The organism is Marivita sp. (assembly GCF_020055635.1).
Classification (GTDB): domain Bacteria; phylum Pseudomonadota; class Alphaproteobacteria; order Rhodobacterales; family Rhodobacteraceae; genus Marivita.
Genome location: NZ_JAIPUT010000067.1, coordinates 1 through 17,859 on the forward strand (window position 1 = coordinate 1; position 17,859 = coordinate 17,859).

The 17,859-nt window shown below is 63.3% G+C and carries 16 protein-coding genes and 2 pseudogenes; 10 read left to right on the plus strand and 8 right to left on the minus strand.

The window, feature by feature from the left end:
* Nucleotides 1-117 precede the first annotated feature (117 nt).
* The gene (locus LCF60_RS20455) at nucleotides 118-675 is read right to left on the minus strand and encodes a class I SAM-dependent methyltransferase (RefSeq protein ID WP_292294393.1); all 558 of its coding nucleotides are present in this window, start codon (nucleotides 673-675) and stop codon (nucleotides 118-120) included.
* Nucleotides 676-879: 204 nt separating this feature from the next.
* Nucleotides 880-1,589: pseudogene (locus LCF60_RS20460) on the minus strand (IS6 family transposase).
* 46 nt (nucleotides 1,590-1,635) lie between these two features.
* Between LCF60_RS20460 and LCF60_RS20465 the strand changes: the two are divergent.
* From LCF60_RS20465 to LCF60_RS20475, 3 genes are all read left to right on the plus strand, one after another.
* Nucleotides 1,636-2,076 carry an SDR family oxidoreductase gene (locus tag LCF60_RS20465; protein ID WP_292294408.1) on the plus strand — a complete coding sequence of 147 codons (441 nt, stop codon included), beginning with the start codon at nucleotides 1,636-1,638 and terminating at the stop codon, nucleotides 2,074-2,076.
* Between the two features lie 103 nt (nucleotides 2,077-2,179).
* Nucleotides 2,180-3,208: a four-carbon acid sugar kinase family protein gene (locus LCF60_RS20470; RefSeq protein WP_292294394.1), complete on the plus strand. Its 1,029-nt coding sequence runs from the start codon at nucleotides 2,180-2,182 to the stop codon at nucleotides 3,206-3,208.
* Entirely contained in the window at nucleotides 3,205-3,933 is a 729-nt protein-coding gene (locus LCF60_RS20475; RefSeq protein ID WP_292294395.1) for a FadR/GntR family transcriptional regulator, read from the plus strand. Before LCF60_RS20470 ends, LCF60_RS20475 begins: the two co-directional genes overlap by 4 nt.
* Before the next feature lie 20 nt (nucleotides 3,934-3,953).
* On the opposite strand, the gene LCF60_RS20480 is transcribed toward LCF60_RS20475, so the two are convergent.
* Genes LCF60_RS20480 through LCF60_RS20495 form a run of 4 tightly spaced genes read right to left on the minus strand, consistent with a single transcriptional unit; the run spans nucleotide 3,954 to nucleotide 8,063 of the window.
* Nucleotides 3,954-5,084, minus strand: coding sequence for an iron-containing alcohol dehydrogenase (locus LCF60_RS20480; protein ID WP_292294396.1), 1,131 nt, complete (start codon nucleotides 5,082-5,084; stop codon nucleotides 3,954-3,956).
* A complete protein-coding gene (locus LCF60_RS20485; protein ID WP_292294397.1) occupies nucleotides 5,081-5,986 on the minus strand; it encodes a dihydrodipicolinate synthase family protein in 906 nt (301 codons plus the stop codon). Before LCF60_RS20485 ends, LCF60_RS20480 begins: the two co-directional genes overlap by 4 nt.
* On the minus strand, nucleotides 5,983-6,915 hold the full coding sequence (gene pdxA, locus LCF60_RS20490; RefSeq protein WP_292294398.1) for a 4-hydroxythreonine-4-phosphate dehydrogenase PdxA: 933 nt from the start codon (nucleotides 6,913-6,915) through the stop codon (nucleotides 5,983-5,985). The genes LCF60_RS20485 and pdxA overlap by 4 nt, the downstream gene beginning before the upstream one ends.
* Before the next feature lie 11 nt (nucleotides 6,916-6,926).
* On the minus strand, nucleotides 6,927-8,063 hold the full coding sequence (locus LCF60_RS20495; protein ID WP_292294399.1) for an exo-alpha-sialidase: 1,137 nt from the start codon (nucleotides 8,061-8,063) through the stop codon (nucleotides 6,927-6,929).
* Nucleotides 8,064-8,337: 274 nt separating this feature from the next.
* Here LCF60_RS20495 and LCF60_RS20500 point away from each other — a divergent pair, with 274 nt between their 5' ends.
* Complete coding sequence (locus LCF60_RS20500; RefSeq protein WP_292294400.1) at nucleotides 8,338-9,210, plus strand: DMT family transporter; 873 nt, start codon at nucleotides 8,338-8,340, stop codon at nucleotides 9,208-9,210.
* Here LCF60_RS20500 and LCF60_RS20505 read toward each other — a convergent pair.
* Entirely contained in the window at nucleotides 9,207-10,130 is a 924-nt protein-coding gene (locus tag LCF60_RS20505) for a LysR substrate-binding domain-containing protein (RefSeq protein WP_292294401.1), read from the minus strand. The genes LCF60_RS20500 and LCF60_RS20505 overlap by 4 nt on opposite strands.
* A 190-nt stretch (nucleotides 10,131-10,320) precedes the next feature.
* On the opposite strand from LCF60_RS20505, the gene LCF60_RS20510 reads away from it, so the two are divergent.
* From LCF60_RS20510 to LCF60_RS20535, 6 genes are all read left to right on the plus strand, one after another.
* Nucleotides 10,321-11,826 (plus strand): ABC transporter substrate-binding protein, encoded by a 1,506-nt coding sequence (locus LCF60_RS20510; protein ID WP_292294402.1) that lies wholly within the window; start codon nucleotides 10,321-10,323, stop codon nucleotides 11,824-11,826.
* Nucleotides 11,827-11,896: 70 nt separating this feature from the next.
* The gene (locus tag LCF60_RS20515; protein ID WP_292294403.1) at nucleotides 11,897-12,811 is read left to right on the plus strand and encodes an ABC transporter permease; all 915 of its coding nucleotides are present in this window, start codon (nucleotides 11,897-11,899) and stop codon (nucleotides 12,809-12,811) included.
* Between the two features lie 12 nt (nucleotides 12,812-12,823).
* Nucleotides 12,824-13,765 (plus strand): ABC transporter permease, encoded by a 942-nt coding sequence (locus tag LCF60_RS20520; RefSeq protein ID WP_292294404.1) that lies wholly within the window; start codon nucleotides 12,824-12,826, stop codon nucleotides 13,763-13,765.
* Complete coding sequence (locus LCF60_RS20525; RefSeq protein ID WP_292294405.1) at nucleotides 13,758-15,386, plus strand: ABC transporter ATP-binding protein; 1,629 nt, start codon at nucleotides 13,758-13,760, stop codon at nucleotides 15,384-15,386. The genes LCF60_RS20520 and LCF60_RS20525 overlap by 8 nt, the downstream gene beginning before the upstream one ends.
* Nucleotides 15,387-15,389: 3 nt before the next feature.
* Complete coding sequence (locus tag LCF60_RS20530) at nucleotides 15,390-16,361, plus strand: 2-hydroxyacid dehydrogenase (protein WP_292294406.1); 972 nt, start codon at nucleotides 15,390-15,392, stop codon at nucleotides 16,359-16,361.
* The gene (locus tag LCF60_RS20535) at nucleotides 16,358-17,401 is read left to right on the plus strand and encodes a DUF475 domain-containing protein (RefSeq protein ID WP_292294407.1); all 1,044 of its coding nucleotides are present in this window, start codon (nucleotides 16,358-16,360) and stop codon (nucleotides 17,399-17,401) included. Before LCF60_RS20530 ends, LCF60_RS20535 begins: the two co-directional genes overlap by 4 nt.
* A gap of 110 nt (nucleotides 17,402-17,511) precedes the next feature.
* On the opposite strand, the pseudogene LCF60_RS20540 reads toward LCF60_RS20535, so the two are convergent.
* Nucleotides 17,512-17,723 (minus strand): annotated as a pseudogene (locus LCF60_RS20540) (IS6 family transposase); the annotation flags it as partial.
* Nucleotides 17,724-17,859: the final 136 nt, after the last annotated feature.

Genomic DNA, 17,859 nt, shown 5'->3' on the forward strand with positions numbered 1-17,859 from the left:
CGCGCAGCATTTTCGAAGGCCGTGCCGCGGCACCGCGGACAAAGCTGCCGTCGATGGGATTCGTCATCTACAGCTGGCAACAAAGCGAGCTTAACCTTCTGCGAGGACACAAGAAAATTAGTTTGCGCGGCGCGCCACAATTCCCCGACTTGTTCGCGACGGGGGACCCGACGGAAAGTCATAAATGCGATCGATCTCGAAACTGGCCTCTTGGATCAAGCCCATGATTTCATTTTTTTGAAAGGTGCGATGGCGCCATTGCAACCAAATTATTACGTTACACCAATGCGGTTTTGACACGACCAGATACAAGCGGCCGCCCGGAAGCAGAAGATCTCGCATTTGCCTCAGCGCAACCAATGGGTCGGGACAATGTTCGATCACATGCGCCGCCAGAACCACTTCACAGGGTTCGAGCACAGCTTCGCCAAGAAACGCTTGCACCGTTCGTGGCTCGATGCCGCGCCTGCGAAGCGCGGCCCGGCCGCTTTCAAGCATAGCAGGGCTCGGTTCTATCAAGGTCGTTTGAATTGGTATCCCGTTGATAGCCACCCATGCTTCAGAGAAGGCCGCAGTGCCTGCTCCTACATCCACGATACACGCATCACGGCCGGTCATTCCTTGCGGCTCTGAGAGAAACCCTAAGTAGCCGTCGTAATATCCGAGCGTCCGCATCTTATCGCTCCATCGAGGAGCGGCGGCATCGTAGGGGCCAGTTGATTGTGAGGTCGCTTCTCCCATGTTGCGACGCTGCACCCAAGTCGTTGATCAATCCAGCAGGAAAGTCGCAGGCTGCCATTTTTCTGTGTTCCGCAGCATCGGTCAAAGGGGATTGTCAGGTTGTTCTGTGTGGACGGCCAATGTTTCGCCGGCGCCCGCTCACGCGGACAGTTCAGACTTGTAGTCCGCCCAGAGGTCGAAAGCGTTCTGTCTTGCGTGACGATAGGAACGGGCGGAGAGGCGGTGACGGCGTGGGCGAAAGATGGCGGCGGTCTGGTCGTGGGCGACAAGAACCTCTGGGTCTGTCGCGGCGACTTGAACCCGCCCATGACCTTCTCTCGTCGGCGGGTATGGCGATGCGATGCTTCTGCCGCGTTGTTGATCCCCTTGTGGCGACGGTGCTCTACGCCGGACGCGAGTTTCGCCTTGGCTGCCGCATAGGATCCGAGCTTGTCGGTCACCAGCACCCGCGGCAGCCCCCATCGCTTGAAGAGCTTGCGCATGAACCGCTTCGCGGCCGCGGTGTTTCGGCGTGACTGCACGAGGATGTCCAGAACGTCGCCGTTCGCGTCGATTGCCCGCCACAGCCAATGCTTCCTGCCGTTGATTTTGAGCACGACCTCGTCGAGAAGCCACTTGTCGGCTGGGCAGGGTCGATCGCGTCGGGTCTTCGCGGCGAGCTGCGTCCCGAACCTAGCGACCCACGCCCGGATGGTCTCGTAGGAGACGACGACCCCACGCTCGGCAAGAAGGTCTTCGACGTCGCGCAAGCTCAGGGCAAAACGGTGCTAGGCCCAGACGGCATAGCCGATGACGGTGCGCGAAAAGCGATACCCCTTGAGGCGGGAGAGATCGTCGAGATTTAGCATTCCCGAGAATTGTCTGGCTTCAAAGACGCCATCAACCTGACATTGCCTGGACGACTGGCATCGGGTGCTGGACGTAAACCTGACTGGCACGCTGCATTTCTACCGCGCTGTCCTGCCGGGAATGATTGCCGCCCGACGGGGCGCCATAGTGAACGTCAGGTCAACAACGGCCAAGACGCCACACCGGAACGCCGCCCCGGCCTATGGTGCCTCGAAGGCGGCGCTGAACTACCTGACCATGCACCCCGTGCGCGAGAGGGCGCCGCACGGCATTCGCGTGAACGCTGTCTGCCCCGGTCCGGTAGAGACCGACATGACTGCAGAGTGGAGCGCAGAGTATCTTGAGGCGGCCTTGGCGAACGTGCTGCTCGGACGGCTCGGTTCAGTCGAGGAAATCGACCGGACGATAGGATTTCTGTTGTCCGACGACGCAGGGTTCATCACCGGCGAGACGATCAACGCCAACGGCGGCACCTACATGAACTGACGCCGGGCATCTTTTCAAAGATGTCAAGCTGACAGGTATCGGATCGCTTTGACTTCAAAGGGGAACGGCGGCTATTATTCACAAATTCACCTGAGAGCCGCGAATGCCCCACATCGCCATCATCGCCGACGATCTGACTGGTGCGCTGGATGCCGCAGCCCCCTTCGCCGCGCGCGGTCGGCGGGTGCTAGTTGCTACCGTGCCTGCGGCCTTCGATGCCGCGGTGCAGAGCGGCGCAGAGGTCGTCGCAGTCTCGACACGATCGCGCGAAATCCCTGCAGCAGAGGCGCGGGCGCGAATGGCGGGGGTGGTGGCGTGCGTGCCCCCGGGCGTAACAATCTTGAAGAAGATCGACTCTCGGATGAAGGGCAATATCGCGTCAGAACTGGACGCGATGGGGACGGGGCCGCTTCTGGTGTGCCCGGCAATTCCGGAACTTGGCCGCTTCGTGTGCGACGGGGCCGTGACCGGCGCCGGTGTCGAGACGCCGATACCGGTGGCGGCAGCCCTGGGAGGCCATGCCGCACGCGCCACCGTGCCTGACACGGCTCGGCAAACCGACTTGGACCGGGCGCTGGAAGCGCATGTTCCCGCGAGCTTAGTGGTCGGCGCGAGCGGCATGGCCGAGGCGATGGCCGCACAACGCTACGGCGCGCGTGTCGGTGGATGGTCAGGGGCGCTGCCCTTCCCCGCGACGCTGGTGATCGGTTCGACCGATCGGGTGACGCTGGCGCAACTGGCTGCGCTGCGCGCCCGTCGCCCCGATCTCGTCGTGATCGCGGCCCCCAACGGGGTTGTTCCCCCCGGTGCGCCGGAAGCCGATTTTTTCGTAATTCAGGCGACGCCGGGTGCGGTGCAGGCGCGGGCGCAAGCGGTGGCAAAACGGCTTGCTATGGGAGCCATGTCTCATCTCCGGGCCAGCCGCACCATCCTCGTCACTGGCGGGGCCACCGCCGAGGCGCTGTTCGATGCGCTGGGGATCGAGCGGCTGGACGTGGCGGGAGAGGTGCTGCCGGGGTTGCCCGTCTGCCGCCAAGGCGACACGCTGTTCATCACCAAATCGGGCGGTTTCGGGGGGCCGGATGATTTCTGCCGTCTGTTCGCGACGACGGCGGAGGCAGAGGATCGATGACCGAACCCAGACGCAAAAATGTGCCAGCCGAGGGCGCGCGGCGCAACCTGCCCGACATTGTATTCGACAAACTCGCCCGCTCGATCAAATCCGGCGCCTATGCCGATGATGAGCGCTTGCCAACCGAGCACGACCTTGCTGCGGAGTTCCAGGTCTCCCGACCTGTCGTGCGCGAGGCGTTGCGGCGATTGCGCGAGCAGGGATTGATCTATTCGCGGCGCGGCGCGGGCAGCTTCGTACGCTCCACAGGCCTCAGGCAGCCGCTGGGCTTCGGTGCATTGCAAAGCATCTCGGACCTCGCCAACTGCTACGAGTTCCGCATCACGCTAGAGCCGCAGGCGGCTGCGGCGGCGGCTGATCGGCGGACTGAGGCGGACCTGGACGCCATCGCGGCGGCGCTGGCTGATCTGCGCGATGCGACCGAGCGGCAGCGCCATCGCGAGGATGCCGATTTTGCCTTCCACCTCGCCATCGCCCGGGCCAGTCAGAACACCTATTTTGCGACCGCGCTCGAGGCGCTGAAGGATCACATCGCAGTGGGGATGCAGTTTCACGGCGCCTCGCTTAAGATGGCGCCCCAAGGCCTGTCTGGCGTCTATGCCGAGCATGCGGCGATCTTCGAGGCGGTCCGCGCCGGGAAGGCCGACCTTTCACGCGACCTGATGCAAGATCACCTGATCGGGTCGCGCGACCGCCTGTTCACCGGCCGCCGCGCCGAGATCTGAGGCGCTCCGCCGAGGCCGGATCAGTAGGCCGCGCGGTAGATCGCGGCAACCTCCGCGACGTCCATGTCGCGCGGGTTGTTGTCCATCAGGCGGCGGATGCTATGCGCTTCCTCGGCCCATGGGGCGAGGTCGGCCTCTCCCACACCCTGCGCAGCCAGCGACATCGTCAGCCCGAGCCCACTGCACCATTCGGCCACCGCCCCGGCCACGCGGTTCGGATCGACGGTGGGCGCAAGACCGATTGCGTGCAGAATTTCGGCGGTCTTTTCGGGCCGCGCCTCGGCGTTGAATGCCAGAACATGCGGGAACAGCAGCGCGACGCTCAACCCGTGCGGGAGACCGGCATGGGTGCCGAGCGGATAGGCCAGGGCGTGCCCTGCCGCCGTGTTGACAGGGCCAAGGCAGATTCCGCCGTAGAAGGACGCGAGAAGCATGTTGGCACGGGCTTCCGCATCAGCGCCGTCGGCGACGGCGCGGGCAAGATGGCGGCCGGCGAGCTCGATTCCCATGCGGGCGAAGCTGTCGATCAGCGGATGGGCGCGGATGTTGGTGAATGCCTCGACGCAATGGGCCAGAGCATCGACGCCTGTCGCAGCGGTGACGGTGGGCGGCACCGTCATCGTAAGGTCGGGGTCGAGAACCGCAAGATCGGCGAGCATTTGCGGACTTTCGACAGCAAGCTTCATACCGGTCTCGCTCGAAGTCACGAGCGCACGAATCCCGCCTTCGGAGCCGGTGCCGGCGGTGGTGGCAACCTGTGCCAGACGGGCATGCCGGCCGGCGACCCGGTTCGGCCCGACCACGTCGGCCAGACCTTGGTCCGCGTTCCACAGCACCGCGACCAGCTTGGCCACATCCATTACCGAACCGCCGCCCAGCCCGACGATCAGCTCGGGGCGCAGCCGGCGGGCTGCCTCGATGGCGGCGTCGAGGTCGGTATCCTTCGGCTCCGGCGCCACGTCGGTGAATATCTCCACTTGGCCGGATAGGCCCAGTCTTTCGGCCATTGCAGCAGTCACCGGCTGGGCGATGACCAGCGTGCGCGTTACGCCCTCGGCCCAATCGCCTACGCGCGCCGCGGCGCCAGCGCCGATCTCGAGTCGCGGCGGCAGGTGCAGGGTGATCGGGCGGGTGAGGTCGGAGCGGCTCATGCGCCCAACTCGTCCATCCGCGCCCAGACGGCTGCGCGCTCGTCGTCTGGCAGTTCGACCAGCGGCGGCATCATCGCTAGCCAAGCCAAGTCGCCGCGTTTTCGCGCCAGCATCGCCTTGACAGTGGGCAACTGGACATAGGCATTGGTCAGCTCGCGCCAGGCGTTGATGCGGTCCTGCGCGGCCTCGACTTCTGCCGCCTTGGATGGGTCCTGCCAGTTGTCCCAGACCACCCGCAGCGCATCTGCGCGCAAGTTCGACGTGGCGGTGATGCAGCCCGCGCCGCCCTTCCTGAGCAATGGCAGCATCAGCGGGTCGGCACCCGCCAGCACACCGAGGTCGGGGAACGCCTCGCAAAGTGCGCCCATTGCCTCCATGTCGCCTTTGCTGTCCTTGATGCCCACCACGGTTCCCGGGAATTCGGCCATCAGCCGTGCGATCAACTCGTGGCTGATGGGCACCTGGCTGACCTGCGGTATATGGTAGAGTACGACACGAAGTGCGTCGGAGTTCACGCCCTCGATGACGTCGGCATAGAAGCGGAACAGCCCCTCGTCGGATACGTTCTTGTAATAGAAGGGCGGCAGCAGGACGACACCCTTGGTCCCCGCAGTGACGGCGTGTCTTGTCAGTTCGATTGTGTCGGCGACCGATGGCGTGGAGGTGCCGGGCAAGAGCGCTCCGGCCGGCACGCCTGCCTCAATCGCTGCCTCGACCAACGCCTTGCGCTGCGCGACGCCAAAGCTGTTGGCCTCACCAGTGGTGCCGAGCATGGCGATGCCGTGACACCCTTCGTCGAGCAGCGCGCGGCAATGCGCGGCGAAGAGTGGCAAGTCAGGTTCTCGCCCGGGAGAAATGGGGGTGGCGGCGGCGCAGTGGACGCCTTCGATGATGTGGCTCATGTTTTTCTCCTTGCGGCCAGCTGTCGCGCGTAGGCGATGGCCTTGAGCATGTTTTCATGGTTCGCAACACCCTTGCCAGCGATGTCGAACGCCGTCCCGTGGTCGACTGAGGTCCGATCGATCGGTAGGCCCAGCGTGACGTTCACTGCAGTGTCGAAGGCGACCAGCTTGACCGGAATGTGACCTTGGTCGTGGTACTGCGCGACGACGAGATCGAAGGCGCCGTTATAGGCGCGGTGAAACAGTGTGTCGGCGGCAATCGGGCCCTCGACGTTGATGCCTTCGGCACGGGCAGCCTGCACCGCAGGGACAATCTGCGCGTCGTCCTCGGTTCCGAAGAGGCCGCCTTCGCCGCAATGCGGATTGATCCCTGCAACCGCGATTCTGGGGCGGTCGTAGCCGAGTCGCCTGAGATGGCTGTCGCCGATGCGGATGGTCGCCAGCACCGCCTCGGGCGACGCTCGGTCGATGGCGTCCTTCAGGCTGACATGGGTGGAGTTGTGTACCACCTTCAGCCGCTCCGAAGCCAGAATCATCCAAGCCTTCGGCGTATTGGTCAGCGCGGCCAGCATGCCGGTGTGGCCGTCATAGTGATGGCCTGCCGCATTCAGTGCGGCTTTGTTCAGCGGCGCGGTGACGATGCAGCCGATTTGGCCGTTTAGCGCTGCCTCGACAGCGGCCGCCACGCAGCGAAAGGCCGCGGCGCCTGCGCGCGGGTCCAGCTTGCCGAAGGGCAGGGGCCCACCTTCGACCGGCACGTCGTGCATTGCCACATCGCGTCCAAGCGCGACGTGGGTGCCGACGGCGGGCTGCGCCGCGGCAAGCGTTGCGGCGCAGCCGAAGATGCAAGTCGCTGCGCGTTCCTCGGCCGTCATCCCCGCCACAGTCTTCAGGATGATCTCTGGCCCGACCCCGGCCGGGTCGCCCATGGTGATTCCGATCATTGAGTCTCCAGCCAATCGCGAGTGAGCCGCACATGCTTAATGGCGCGGCGGTGGTATGTGTAGGCGAGGTCGAGCGATCCGTCAGGGCCTTCCAGCAGCGAAGGGTAGGACATCTCGCGATTTCTTCCGTCGAGGGAATCGTTTGAAAGACAATCGCCGGACCCTTCCTCGACCAGAATGCGGCGCAGAAAGCTCTGGCCGTTGTCGTCCGAGAAAACGAGGGTCAGGGGCGCGCGCGGAACCCCCCAAACCGGGTTGCAGCCGCCCGAGGCGTTGGGACGGTCGTCGTCGCCGAGTTCGTCGTAGAGCGAGGCGCGCCGCGCCTCTGGATACATGGCGGAATTGACTGGGTTGCAGGCCATCGCGAGCCGCCCGTCCGACAGCTTGATTATAGAGATCGAGGAGTTGTTATTCGGCACGTCTGTGGGAGCTGGCGCACTCCAGCTTTCACCATCGTCCTCGGAAACCGAGCGGCAAACGGCATCAGCCTGACGCCGGCGGAAGAATGCGGCCCAGCGTCCTTGCTCCAGTGGCACCAAAGTCATGTGAACCGACCCAATAGAGTTTGGTACCTCGACCTCGCGCCAGGTCGCGCCCTCGTCGGCACTGATCGCCAGGGCAGCGGTGTCGTGGCTTCCGGTCCAGCGGGCGCCGGGCCGGGAGACGCAGCGGAACAGTGGCAGTAACCAGGCGCCGTCGGCACGGATTTGGATCGGCCCGCGCACGAAGGTTCCTGCGGGCAGGTCGAGGATGCGGGCGGCGGCGCCTTCTTCACGCAAGACCAGTCGGCATGCGTCCTGATTGCCGCCCGGCTGCACCGTGTGCACGATCAGTCGCCGGCCGCCCGGGGCATCGAACTGCACCGGGTTCTGCTCGGACCGATCGCGATCGTCAGTCAGGCGTTCGGGTGCAGACCAAGTGCTGTCACCGCCAAGGCGCGAGCGCCAAATGGAGATGTCGGCATTGCCCTCCAGAGAGCCGCCGAACCAAAGGCAAGAGAGGCCGTCCTGCCCGCGCGACAGAAAAGCGGCGTGGTTCTGGACGCAAGGCGATTGTAACAGCGCTTCGGCACGGCCCGCGGCCGTGGCGCGAAGATGACCGTCCATGGCTGCGGCGATCTGGTCAGGGGTCATTTGGGGGGCTCGCTCAGTCCGAGATTTTTAAGGACAGTCTCGCTATCTTCAAAAGTTGTCAAGTTAGAGAGGAAAATATTCGGCACCTCCTTGTTCCAAAACGCTTTCAAGCAAATGAATTAAAACAAAATAATTAAAACTGTGAAATGAAGGTAATGAGTTGTTGCTCATTTATTGACAAATCTGTTCAGCAATGATCCCTTGACGTCAGCCCTGCGGGATGTCCGCTCGGGCATCTACTTGTGTTTTCGGAGTGGCGCAGTCCACATGGGACATGACAAGCGACAGCAAACCTTTTTTTGGTCTCCTCCTTATGCTGATAGGGGCTGGCCTTGGTGCGGTGGACGCGGCGCTGGTGCGCTACGTTTCGCCAAGTGTACACCCCTTCGTGATAGGCTTCACCCGCGCGCTCTTCGGACTGCTGGTGTTCCTGCCGTTCATATTGGCGCGACCGGCGATCCTCCGCTCTGCCTTCGGTCCGCGCCATGCCCTCCGCGCCACGCTGAAGCTCGCTTCGCTAATAGCGTTCTTCATCGCATTCGCGTCGGCGCCTCTGGCGGACGTGATGGCGATCGGCTTTGCAGCGCCCATCGGGGTGACAATCGGATCTTGGCTGTTCCTGTCGGAACGGCCGCGCGCATTGCGTATCTTGGGCGTGATCGTGGGATTCGTCGGTGTCCTGATCGTGCTGCGGCCGGGTCAGGGCGGAGACATGAGCGCAGGGCTTCTGTTTGCGCTTCTTGGGGCGGTGCTGACGGCGGTGATCCAACTCGTGCTCAAGCCGATGTCGCGACGCGACAGCACCGAAACGCTTGTCGCCTGGAACCTGATCTGGACGGTGCCGATCGCTGCTATCCCGGCGGCTCTGGTGTGGGAGATGCCGAGCGTTACGGAATGGGGTCTTCTGGCGATCCAGGGCGCTTTGGGGATGGTGGCGATGGGGGCGATCACGCGGGCGTTCTCCTACGCCGACGCATCTCTGGTCGCCCCGGTGGATTTCATGCGCCTGCCCTTCGCCGCAGTGCTTGGCTTTGCGCTCTTTGCGCAAGAGGTGCCGCTGACGACTTGGGTCGGTGGCGCCGTCATCTTCGCCTCGACACTGATCACGGCCCGCAGCGCCCGCGCCCGGATGCCCGAGGAGCTTTAGATCTCGGGCGGCGCGGACGCTTTGCCGAGTGCATCGATCACGATCTCGCGCACCCGCCGGTCCAGCGCGCTGTCCCGGTCGGGACCGGAGTTGAGGTAGAGCATCGACCGGTAGCGATCGGACATCTCGATCTGGGCGAACACCATGTTCGCCATGTGCACCCCCTGCGCCGACCGCGGAACCAGCGCCGCACCAAGTCCGCCGTTGACCAGCGACAGGACCGCATGGGTCTGGCTGACCTCCTGTATGATGACCGGATTGACTTCGGCTGCCGTGTACGCCTTCTTGAGGATGTCGCGCAGGACTCCGCCACGGTCCGCCGAGTAGCCGACCATCTCCACGCCATCGAGATCGGCCAGGGTCAGGTCGCGGCCATTTTCCAGAGGATGGTCTGCAGGCATCGCCAGCACGAAGGGCTCGTTCACCACGCGGACGCTCTCGATGCCGCCCCTCGTGCTGTTGGCGCGCGTCAGGCCCAGGTCGAGCTGCCCCGACAGCAGGCCCTCGACGATCTCGTAGCTCATCAGCTCGGTCACCGTGAAGCTCACGTCGGGAAGCTGTGCCTTCAGCGCAACGACCATGCGCGGGATGAACTCGATCGCGGCCGAGGGGACAAAGCCGATCACCACCGCGCCGGCCTCGCCCCGTGCGGCCTGCCTAGCGGAAAGCAGCGCGGCCTCGGCGCGTTGCAGAAGCTCGGTCGCCGCGGCGAGAAAGGTCTGGCCCGCGGGCGTCAGCCGCACGCCGCTCTGGTCGCGGTCCAGCAGCGTCACGCCCACGCCGTGCTCAAGGAGCTTGATCTGCCGCGACAGTGGCGGCTGCGTCATGTTCATGCGGGCCGCAGCGCGGCGGAAGTTCAACTCGGTGGCAACGGCCACGAAACACCGCAACTGGAAGAATTCGAATGCGCCGTGTGTCACCAGAGCCTCCGTGCTTGTGGGTTTTTAAAGTGTGATACAAAATCTGGATCATTTCAATTCAAGATTGAAGCAATGCAGCCGCGCCGAGCGTGTAGGCTGTTCTCGATTCATGGCAGCGGACACCGTCTGTCATGAAACCAGTGGCGGCTGGAGGTGCCGTCGCAGAACAATCATCTGGGAGGAAGACCAAATGAAATATCAGAATGGCCGCGTCGCCGCCATCCTGCTCGCCACGACAATCGCGGGGCAGGCCATGGCGCAGGAACAGACCGTCACCGTGGTCTTGAGTGAGGAACTCGACGTCGTCGAGCCCTGCATGGCTTCGCGCTCCAACATCGGGCGCGTCGTGTTGCAGAACATCGCTGAGACGGTGACAGAGATAGTTCCGGGCTCCGGACTGCAACCGCGTCTGGCGACCTCGTGGGAAGACATGGGCGGCGGCACTTGGCGCTTCACACTGCGCGAAGGCGTAACCTTTCATGACGGGTCCAGCTTCACCGCCGAGGACGTGGCGCATTCGATCGCGCGCACGACCGGCGACCAGATCGTCTGCGAGATCGGCGCCAAGTTCTTCGGTGGCATAGCGATCACGACCGATATCGTAGACGAACACACGATCGACATCACCGCCGACCCGGCACAACCGATCCTGCCACTGCTGATGTCCACGATGACAGTGGTCCCCGCGGAAACCCCGATGGACAGCTTCGTTGAAACCCCCGTCGGCACCGGCCCGTACACCTTCGACGAATACAACGTCGGCCAGAACATCACGCTAAGCCATTATGAAAACTACTGGGGCGACATGCCAGAGGTTCTCTCAGCCACCTATCTCTTCCGCTCCGACAGCGCGGTGCGCTCGGCGATGGTGGCGACCGGCGAAGCGGACATTGCGCCGAATATCGCGGTGCAGGATGCGACCGACCCGGCGACGGACTATGCCTATCCGAACTCGGAGACCGTCTACCTGCGCGTAGATCACGAGATCGCGCCGCTCAACGACGTGCGAGTGCGCGAGGCGCTTAACCTCGCGGTCGATCGTCAAGCCTTCGTCGGCACAGTTTTGGCCGACGGCACGCTACTGGCCACCGGCATGACTCCGCCCTCGACGCTGGGCTACAATGCAGAGCTTGAACCCTACGGCTATGATCCCGACCGCGCGCGCGAGCTTCTGCAAGAAGCAGCGGCCGACGGTGTGGCGGTCGATAGCTCGATCACGCTGATCGGGCGGACCGGAAACTTCGGCAACGTTTTGGAAACCATGGAAGCCCTGCTCCAGATGTTCCAGGATGTCGGATTCAATATGGAGCTGCAGATGTTCGAGGTCGCGGAGTGGGAGAACTCGTATTCCCGCCCCTTCGCCGAGGATCGGGGCCCGACGCTTGTCGCTGCCCAGCACGACAACGCCAACGGCGACCCGGTGTTCTCGATGTACTTTAAGTACGCGTCGGATGGCCTGCAGTCGGGCATCCAGGACCCGCAGCTCGACGACATGATCGCGGCCGCCACCGCGGCGACAGGCGAGGAACGGGAACAGCTCTGGTCCGATACCTTCGCCTACATCCATGACGAGATCGTCGGCGACGTTATGCTGTTCCACATGGTCGGCTTCAGCCGCGTCAACCCGCGCCTGGCGTTCGAGCCTACGATCAAGACGAACAGCGAACTGCAACTCGCGCAGATCTCGTTCAACTGATCCGACCCCGGCACGTCGGGGGCGGCGCATTGACCGCCCCCGTACACTCCCAAACTCCAAGAGGTTGGCCATGAAGTCCTTTCTCGGCAAGCGCGCCATCGCAAGCGCCATCTCGCTCATCGGCCTCATCGTCCTTGTGTTCTTCCTGTCGCGTCTTACCGGCGATCCGACCGCGCTCTACCTGCCGGTCGACGCCTCGCTGGAAAGCCGTGAGCAGTTCCGCGAGTTGCATGGGCTGAACGATCCGCTGATTGTGCAGTTCGGAACCTACGTGTCTGATCTCGTCCGGTTCGACTTCGGCGACTCCATCCGCAGGTCGGAACCCGCGCTCGATGCTGTGCTGCGAGCCTTCGCCTGGACGCTGCAACTCGCGCTAATTACGATGTCGCTGGTGATCGTCACAGCGGTCATTGTCGGCAGCCTAGCGGCCTTCCACGTCGGCGGCGTCTTCGACCGCATCACCACGTTCTTTTCGCTTGTCGGTGCCAGCGCGCCCGACTTCTGGATCGCGATCGTCGCAATCGTGCTGTTCTCGGTGAACCTCGGCTGGGTGCCGACGTCGGGAACGGGCACGCTGTGGCACTGGATTCTGCCAGTCGCGGTACTTTTCATCCGGCCCTTCGGCCTGATCCTGCAGGTCGTTCGCGGCTCAATGATCTCTGTGCTCGGTTCGGCTTATGTCAAGACGGCCCGCGCCAAGGGCGTGCGCAACCGCCCGATCATCTTTGTGCACGGGCTGCGCAACGCGATGTTGCCTGTAATCACTGTCATCGGAGACCAGGCGGCGGCGCTGCTGAACGGGGCGGTGGTGGTTGAGACGATCTTCGGCTTTCCCGGCGTCGGCAAGTTGATGATCGACAGCATCCTGCAGCGCGATTTCTCGGTCGTTTTGGCGGCGATCTTCGTCACCGCCGTCGCGATCTTCGTGATGAACATCCTCATCGACATCCTTTACGCGGTTCTTGACCCGCGCATCCGGTACTGAGCAATGGCAAGCATGACCACAAACTCCGATCATATTCCCGCCCAGCCCTCTGCGACCGAGGATGTGCCGACCAGTCCCGCAAAGCAGGTGCTGCGGATGCTCTGGCGCGACAAGCTCGCGTTTTTCGCGGCGGTGTTCCTGATCCTCGTCATCCTCTGCGCGATATTCGGGCCGATGCTGTTCGAGGAGGAGGCGACCCGCCAGGATCTGCGCGGCCGCAACGCGCCGCCATTCGACTTCTCGCGCAACTGGCTGTTCTGGCTCGGAGGCGACACGCTGGGCCGACCGCTTCTGGCCCGTATCATCGTCGCCGCGCAGAACACCATGATGGTTGCGGCAGGCGCGGTCGCTGCCTCGCTGGCTATTGGCACCACCCTGGGCCTGATCGCCGGATATTCCGGGCCGCGAACCAGTCAGGTCATCATGCGCCTGGCCGACGTCATCATGTCGTTCCCGTCGCTGCTGCTGGCGGTAATCGTGCTCTACATGCTGGCACCCTCGGTCGGAAACCTGATCATTGTTCTGGCGATCACGCGTATCCCGGTCTACCTGCGCACGTCGCGTGCCGAGGTGCTGGAGGTGCGTGAACGCATGTTCGTGCAGGCGGCCCAGGTGATGGGTGCGTCGACCCGTCGGATCGTGTTCCGGCACATCCTGCCGATCGTGGCGCCGACGCTTATCACCATCGCGACGCTGGATTTCGCTTTCGTCATGCTGGCCGAAAGTTCGCTGTCCTTCCTCGGCATCGGTATCCAGCCACCCGAGATTACTTGGGGCCTGATGGTTAGCCAGGGCCGGCCTTATCTCACCTCGGCCTGGTGGCTCAGCTTCTTTCCCGGCCTCGTCATCATCCTGACCACACTGAGCCTGAACCTTCTGTCGAACTGGATGCGCACCGCTCTGGACCCAGTGCAGCGCTGGCGGCTTGAAATCGCGAGGAAAAAACATGGGTGAAACCCCGCTTCTCGAGGTCCGGAACCTCTCGGTGGATTTCCACACTGTCGGCGGCAAGGTACATGCCGTGCGCAACGTTAGCTGGCACTTGAGCCGCGGCGAGACGCTTGCGATCCTGGGTGAGTCCGGTTCCGGCAAGTCAGTCTCGGCCTCGGCGATCATGAACCTGATCGATTGCCCGCCAGGCGAGATCGTGTCAGGCGAGATCCTGTTCGAGGGGCAAGACGTGCTGAAGATGAGTTCGAATGCACGACGTGACCTCAACGGTCGTCGCATCGCGATGATCTTCCAAGACCCGCTAAGCCATCTGAACCCGGTCTATACCGTGGGCTTCCAAATCGCCGAGACGATGACGGCGCATGGCACGCCCCGCGTCCAAGCACGCTCGCGCGCGCTGGAGTTGATGGCCCGCGTCGGCATCCCGGACCACGAGGCGAAGTTCGACGCTTACCCGCACCAGTTCTCGGGCGGGCAGCGACAGCGCCTGATGATCGCGATGGCGCTGGCGCTGAAGCCCGACATCCTGATCGCCGACGAGCCGACCACGGCGCTGGACGTAACGGTGCAGGCGCAGGTTCTCGCGCTGCTGGAGGAGCTACAACAGGAGACCGGGATGGGTCTGCTGCTCATCACCCACGACCTTGGCGTTGTGGCAGAGGTTGCAGACCGCGTGGTGGTGATGAATTCGGGCGAGATCGTCGAGGCCGGCACGGCGTCTGATGTCTACCACGATCCCGGCCATCCCTATACCCGCAAGCTGATTGCGGCCGTGCCCGGAACCGGCGAGATGGCCGCGCCGCTGGAAACCGGCATCAAGCCCATTCTCGAGGTGAACGGCCTGACGAAGCATTTCGGAAGCTTCATCGCTCTCGACGACGCGAGCTTGACGGTGCTGCCGGGCGAGACGGTGGCGATCGTCGGGGAAAGCGGGTCGGGCAAGTCGACGCTGGCAAAGACGCTTCTGCGGCTGGAGGAGGCGACTTCGGGCGAGGCGCTGTGGCACGGGCGTGACCTGGTGACGATGGGCCAGCGCGAGCTGTTTTCCTTGCGCCGCGACATCCAGATGGTGTTCCAGGATCCGACTCAGTCGCTGAACCCCCGCATGTCGGTATATGATATTGTGTCCGAGGCCTTCGCGATCCATCCTAAGATACTGCCACGCTCGCAGTGGAAGGCGCGGGTGCGCGAGTTGCTGGACCAGGTCGGCCTCGATGCCAACCATATGAACCGCTATCCGCACCAGTTCTCGGGTGGGCAGCGCCAGCGCATCGCCATCGCCCGCTCGCTGGCGCTGGAGCCCAAGCTCATCATCTGCGACGAGGCGGTTTCGGCGCTCGACGTGTCGATCCAGTCGCAGGTGATGACGCTCCTGACCGGGCTCCAGGACAAGCTTGGCCTGAGCTACCTGTTTATCGCCCACGACCTGCCTCTGGTGCGCGACTTCGCGCATCGCGTCATCGTCATGCAGGACGGCCGCATCGTCGAACAGGGCCCGGTGGCCCAGATATTCGAAGCTCCGCGCCAAACCTACACGCGCAACCTGATCGCTGCGAGCCTTCACCCCGATCCCGAAATCCAGGCGCGCCGCCGCTCAGAGCGGCTGGCCATGGCAGGAGACTGACTTGTGACCAAACCTGACATTCTAGTGATCTATCCAACCCGGGCCAACGCGATGGCGAAGCTCGAACAAAGCTACACGCTCCACCGTCTCGACGAGGCCGACGACAAGCCAAGCTTTCTCGCCGAACACGGCCCCTACTGCGTGGGGGCAGTAACCAACGGCCACGCGGCACTGACCCGCGCCGACCTGGAACACCTGCCCAAGCTGGAGATCGTCGCCTGTTCCTCGGCCGGGTTCGACACCATCGACACCGAGGCGCTGCGCGCCCGCGGAATCGCCTTCACCAACACCTCGGACGCGCTCTTCGACGACGTGGCCGATACGGCGCTGATGCTGACGCTGGCCGCGCGCCGGCAGCTCTTCGCCGGGCATGCCCATGTCGTCTCCGGTGAGTGGGGGCGCAGCGGGCCTTATCCGCTCCTGTCGTGCATCCGCGGCAAGCGGGCCGGTATCCTCGGGCTGGGGCAGATCGGCCGCGCCATCGGCGCGCGGTTCGAGCCACTGGGGCTTGAGATCGGCTATTGCACGCGGCGCCCCAGGGATGCGGCCTACCGCTATTTCGACAACGCCATGGCTCTGGCCGAATGGGCCGACATTTTGGTTCTGGCGATCCCCGGCGGGGACGACACTATTGGCCTTGTTGGCGGTCCGATGCTGGAGGCGTTGGGGCCGCAGGGCACACTGATCAACATCGCGCGTGGCACCATTGTCGACGAACCCGCCTTGATCGCGGCACTTGTTTCGGGCAAGCTCGGGTCTGCAGGGCTTGACGTTTTCCTGAACGAGCCCGATCCCGACCCGGCGCTGACGGCGCTGCCGAACGTCACGCTCTACCCGCATCACGCCAGCGGTACCGTCGAGACGCGAGAGGCGATGGCGCAGCTCGTCGTCGACAATCTCGCCGCGCATTTTGCGGGTCGCCCGCTGCTGACGCCGGTCTATGATCTTCCGGCGCGGGGGCTACAAACGGCATGACCACCCTGTTCCACTATTTCCGTTGGCCCATAGCTCTCACCGTGCTCGGCCTCATCTTGTCGTTCTTGCTGGGATACTGGACCGAGAACACGCTGGCTGGCGCTCTGTCCTTTCTGCTGATCGGCACCGTGCTGGCGATTCTGGAGATATCTCTCAGCTTCGACAACGCCATCGTGAACGCAAACAAGCTCAAGGACATGACGCCGGAATGGCAGCAGCGGTTCCTAACATGGGGCATCCTGATCGCGGTATTCGGAATGCGCATCGTGTTCCCGCTCGCCGTGGTCGTGGTCGCCGCGCATATCGGTCCGTGGCAGGCTATCGTGCTGGCGGCCAGTGAGCCGCAGGAATACGCCCGCATCATGGACGGCGCGCATGTGTCGATCTCGGCCTTCGGTGGCACTTTCCTGATGATGGTTGCGCTCAGCTACTTTATTGACAAGGACAAGGAGGTAGATTGGGTCCGCGCGATCGAGGCGCGGCTACGGTCATGGGCGACGATCCGGGGACTCGAAATCGCGCTGGTTCTGTGCATCGCATTGGCCTTCACCGTCAGCCTTCCGCCTGAGGACAGCGTCAATTTCCTGTTCGCCTCGGTCTGCGGGCTCCTGACCTTCCTGCTGGTCGAACTCGTCGGTCAGATACTCGACAGTGCGGGCGACGCGCAGAATATGGCGGCGCAGGGAGGGTTGGGTGCGTTCCTCTACCTTGAGGTTCTGGACGCCAGCTTTTCGTTCGACGGGGTGATCGGAGCCTTCGCGCTGACCCAGAACCTGTTCCTGATCGCAATCGGCCTCGGCATCGGCGCCTTCTACGTCCGCTCGATGACGATCATGCTGGTTCACAAGGAAACGTTGACCCAGTTCAGGTACCTGGAACATGGCGCGTTCTATTCGATCCTTGCGCTGTCGCTTATCATGTTCGGCAATTCGATATGGCACATTCCCGAGATGTTCACCGGCCTGATCGGTGCGGGCTTGATCGGCCTGGCATTGCTGTCCTCGCTGCGCCACAACCGCGCCGCAATCGCCGACCGCTGAAAGCCGGCGGCCTTTCCGTCAGTTGCGCCCGGAGATGAGGTCGCGCAGGGCCTGGAGAGGTATTGCCAAGTTGTTGACAGCAGATTGTACTTCCCTGTGAAAGGCGTGGATCAAGCGGTCATCTCAGCGGTGTAATCTGCCCAGAGGCTGAACGCATCGTTGCGGGCGTGGCGGTTGAGGTTGCTGTGAGTTGATAGCGCCGGTGACGGAAAATGAGGTTGATCTGGTCGTGCGCGGATAGAAACCTCTGTGCCTGCCGGTGAGACTTGAACCGACCCATTATTTTCTCTCGTTTGCGGGTTGGCCGATGCGAAACTTCTATCGCCTTGTTTAAAGCGTCCGGCTAAAAACCTGAATCGTTGGGATTCCGTTGATGTGTGATCTGTGATTCACCCTGTTTGGGAGGATTGATAATGTCAGCACCATTGCCGGATGCGCTTCGGGCGCGGTTTCAGAAG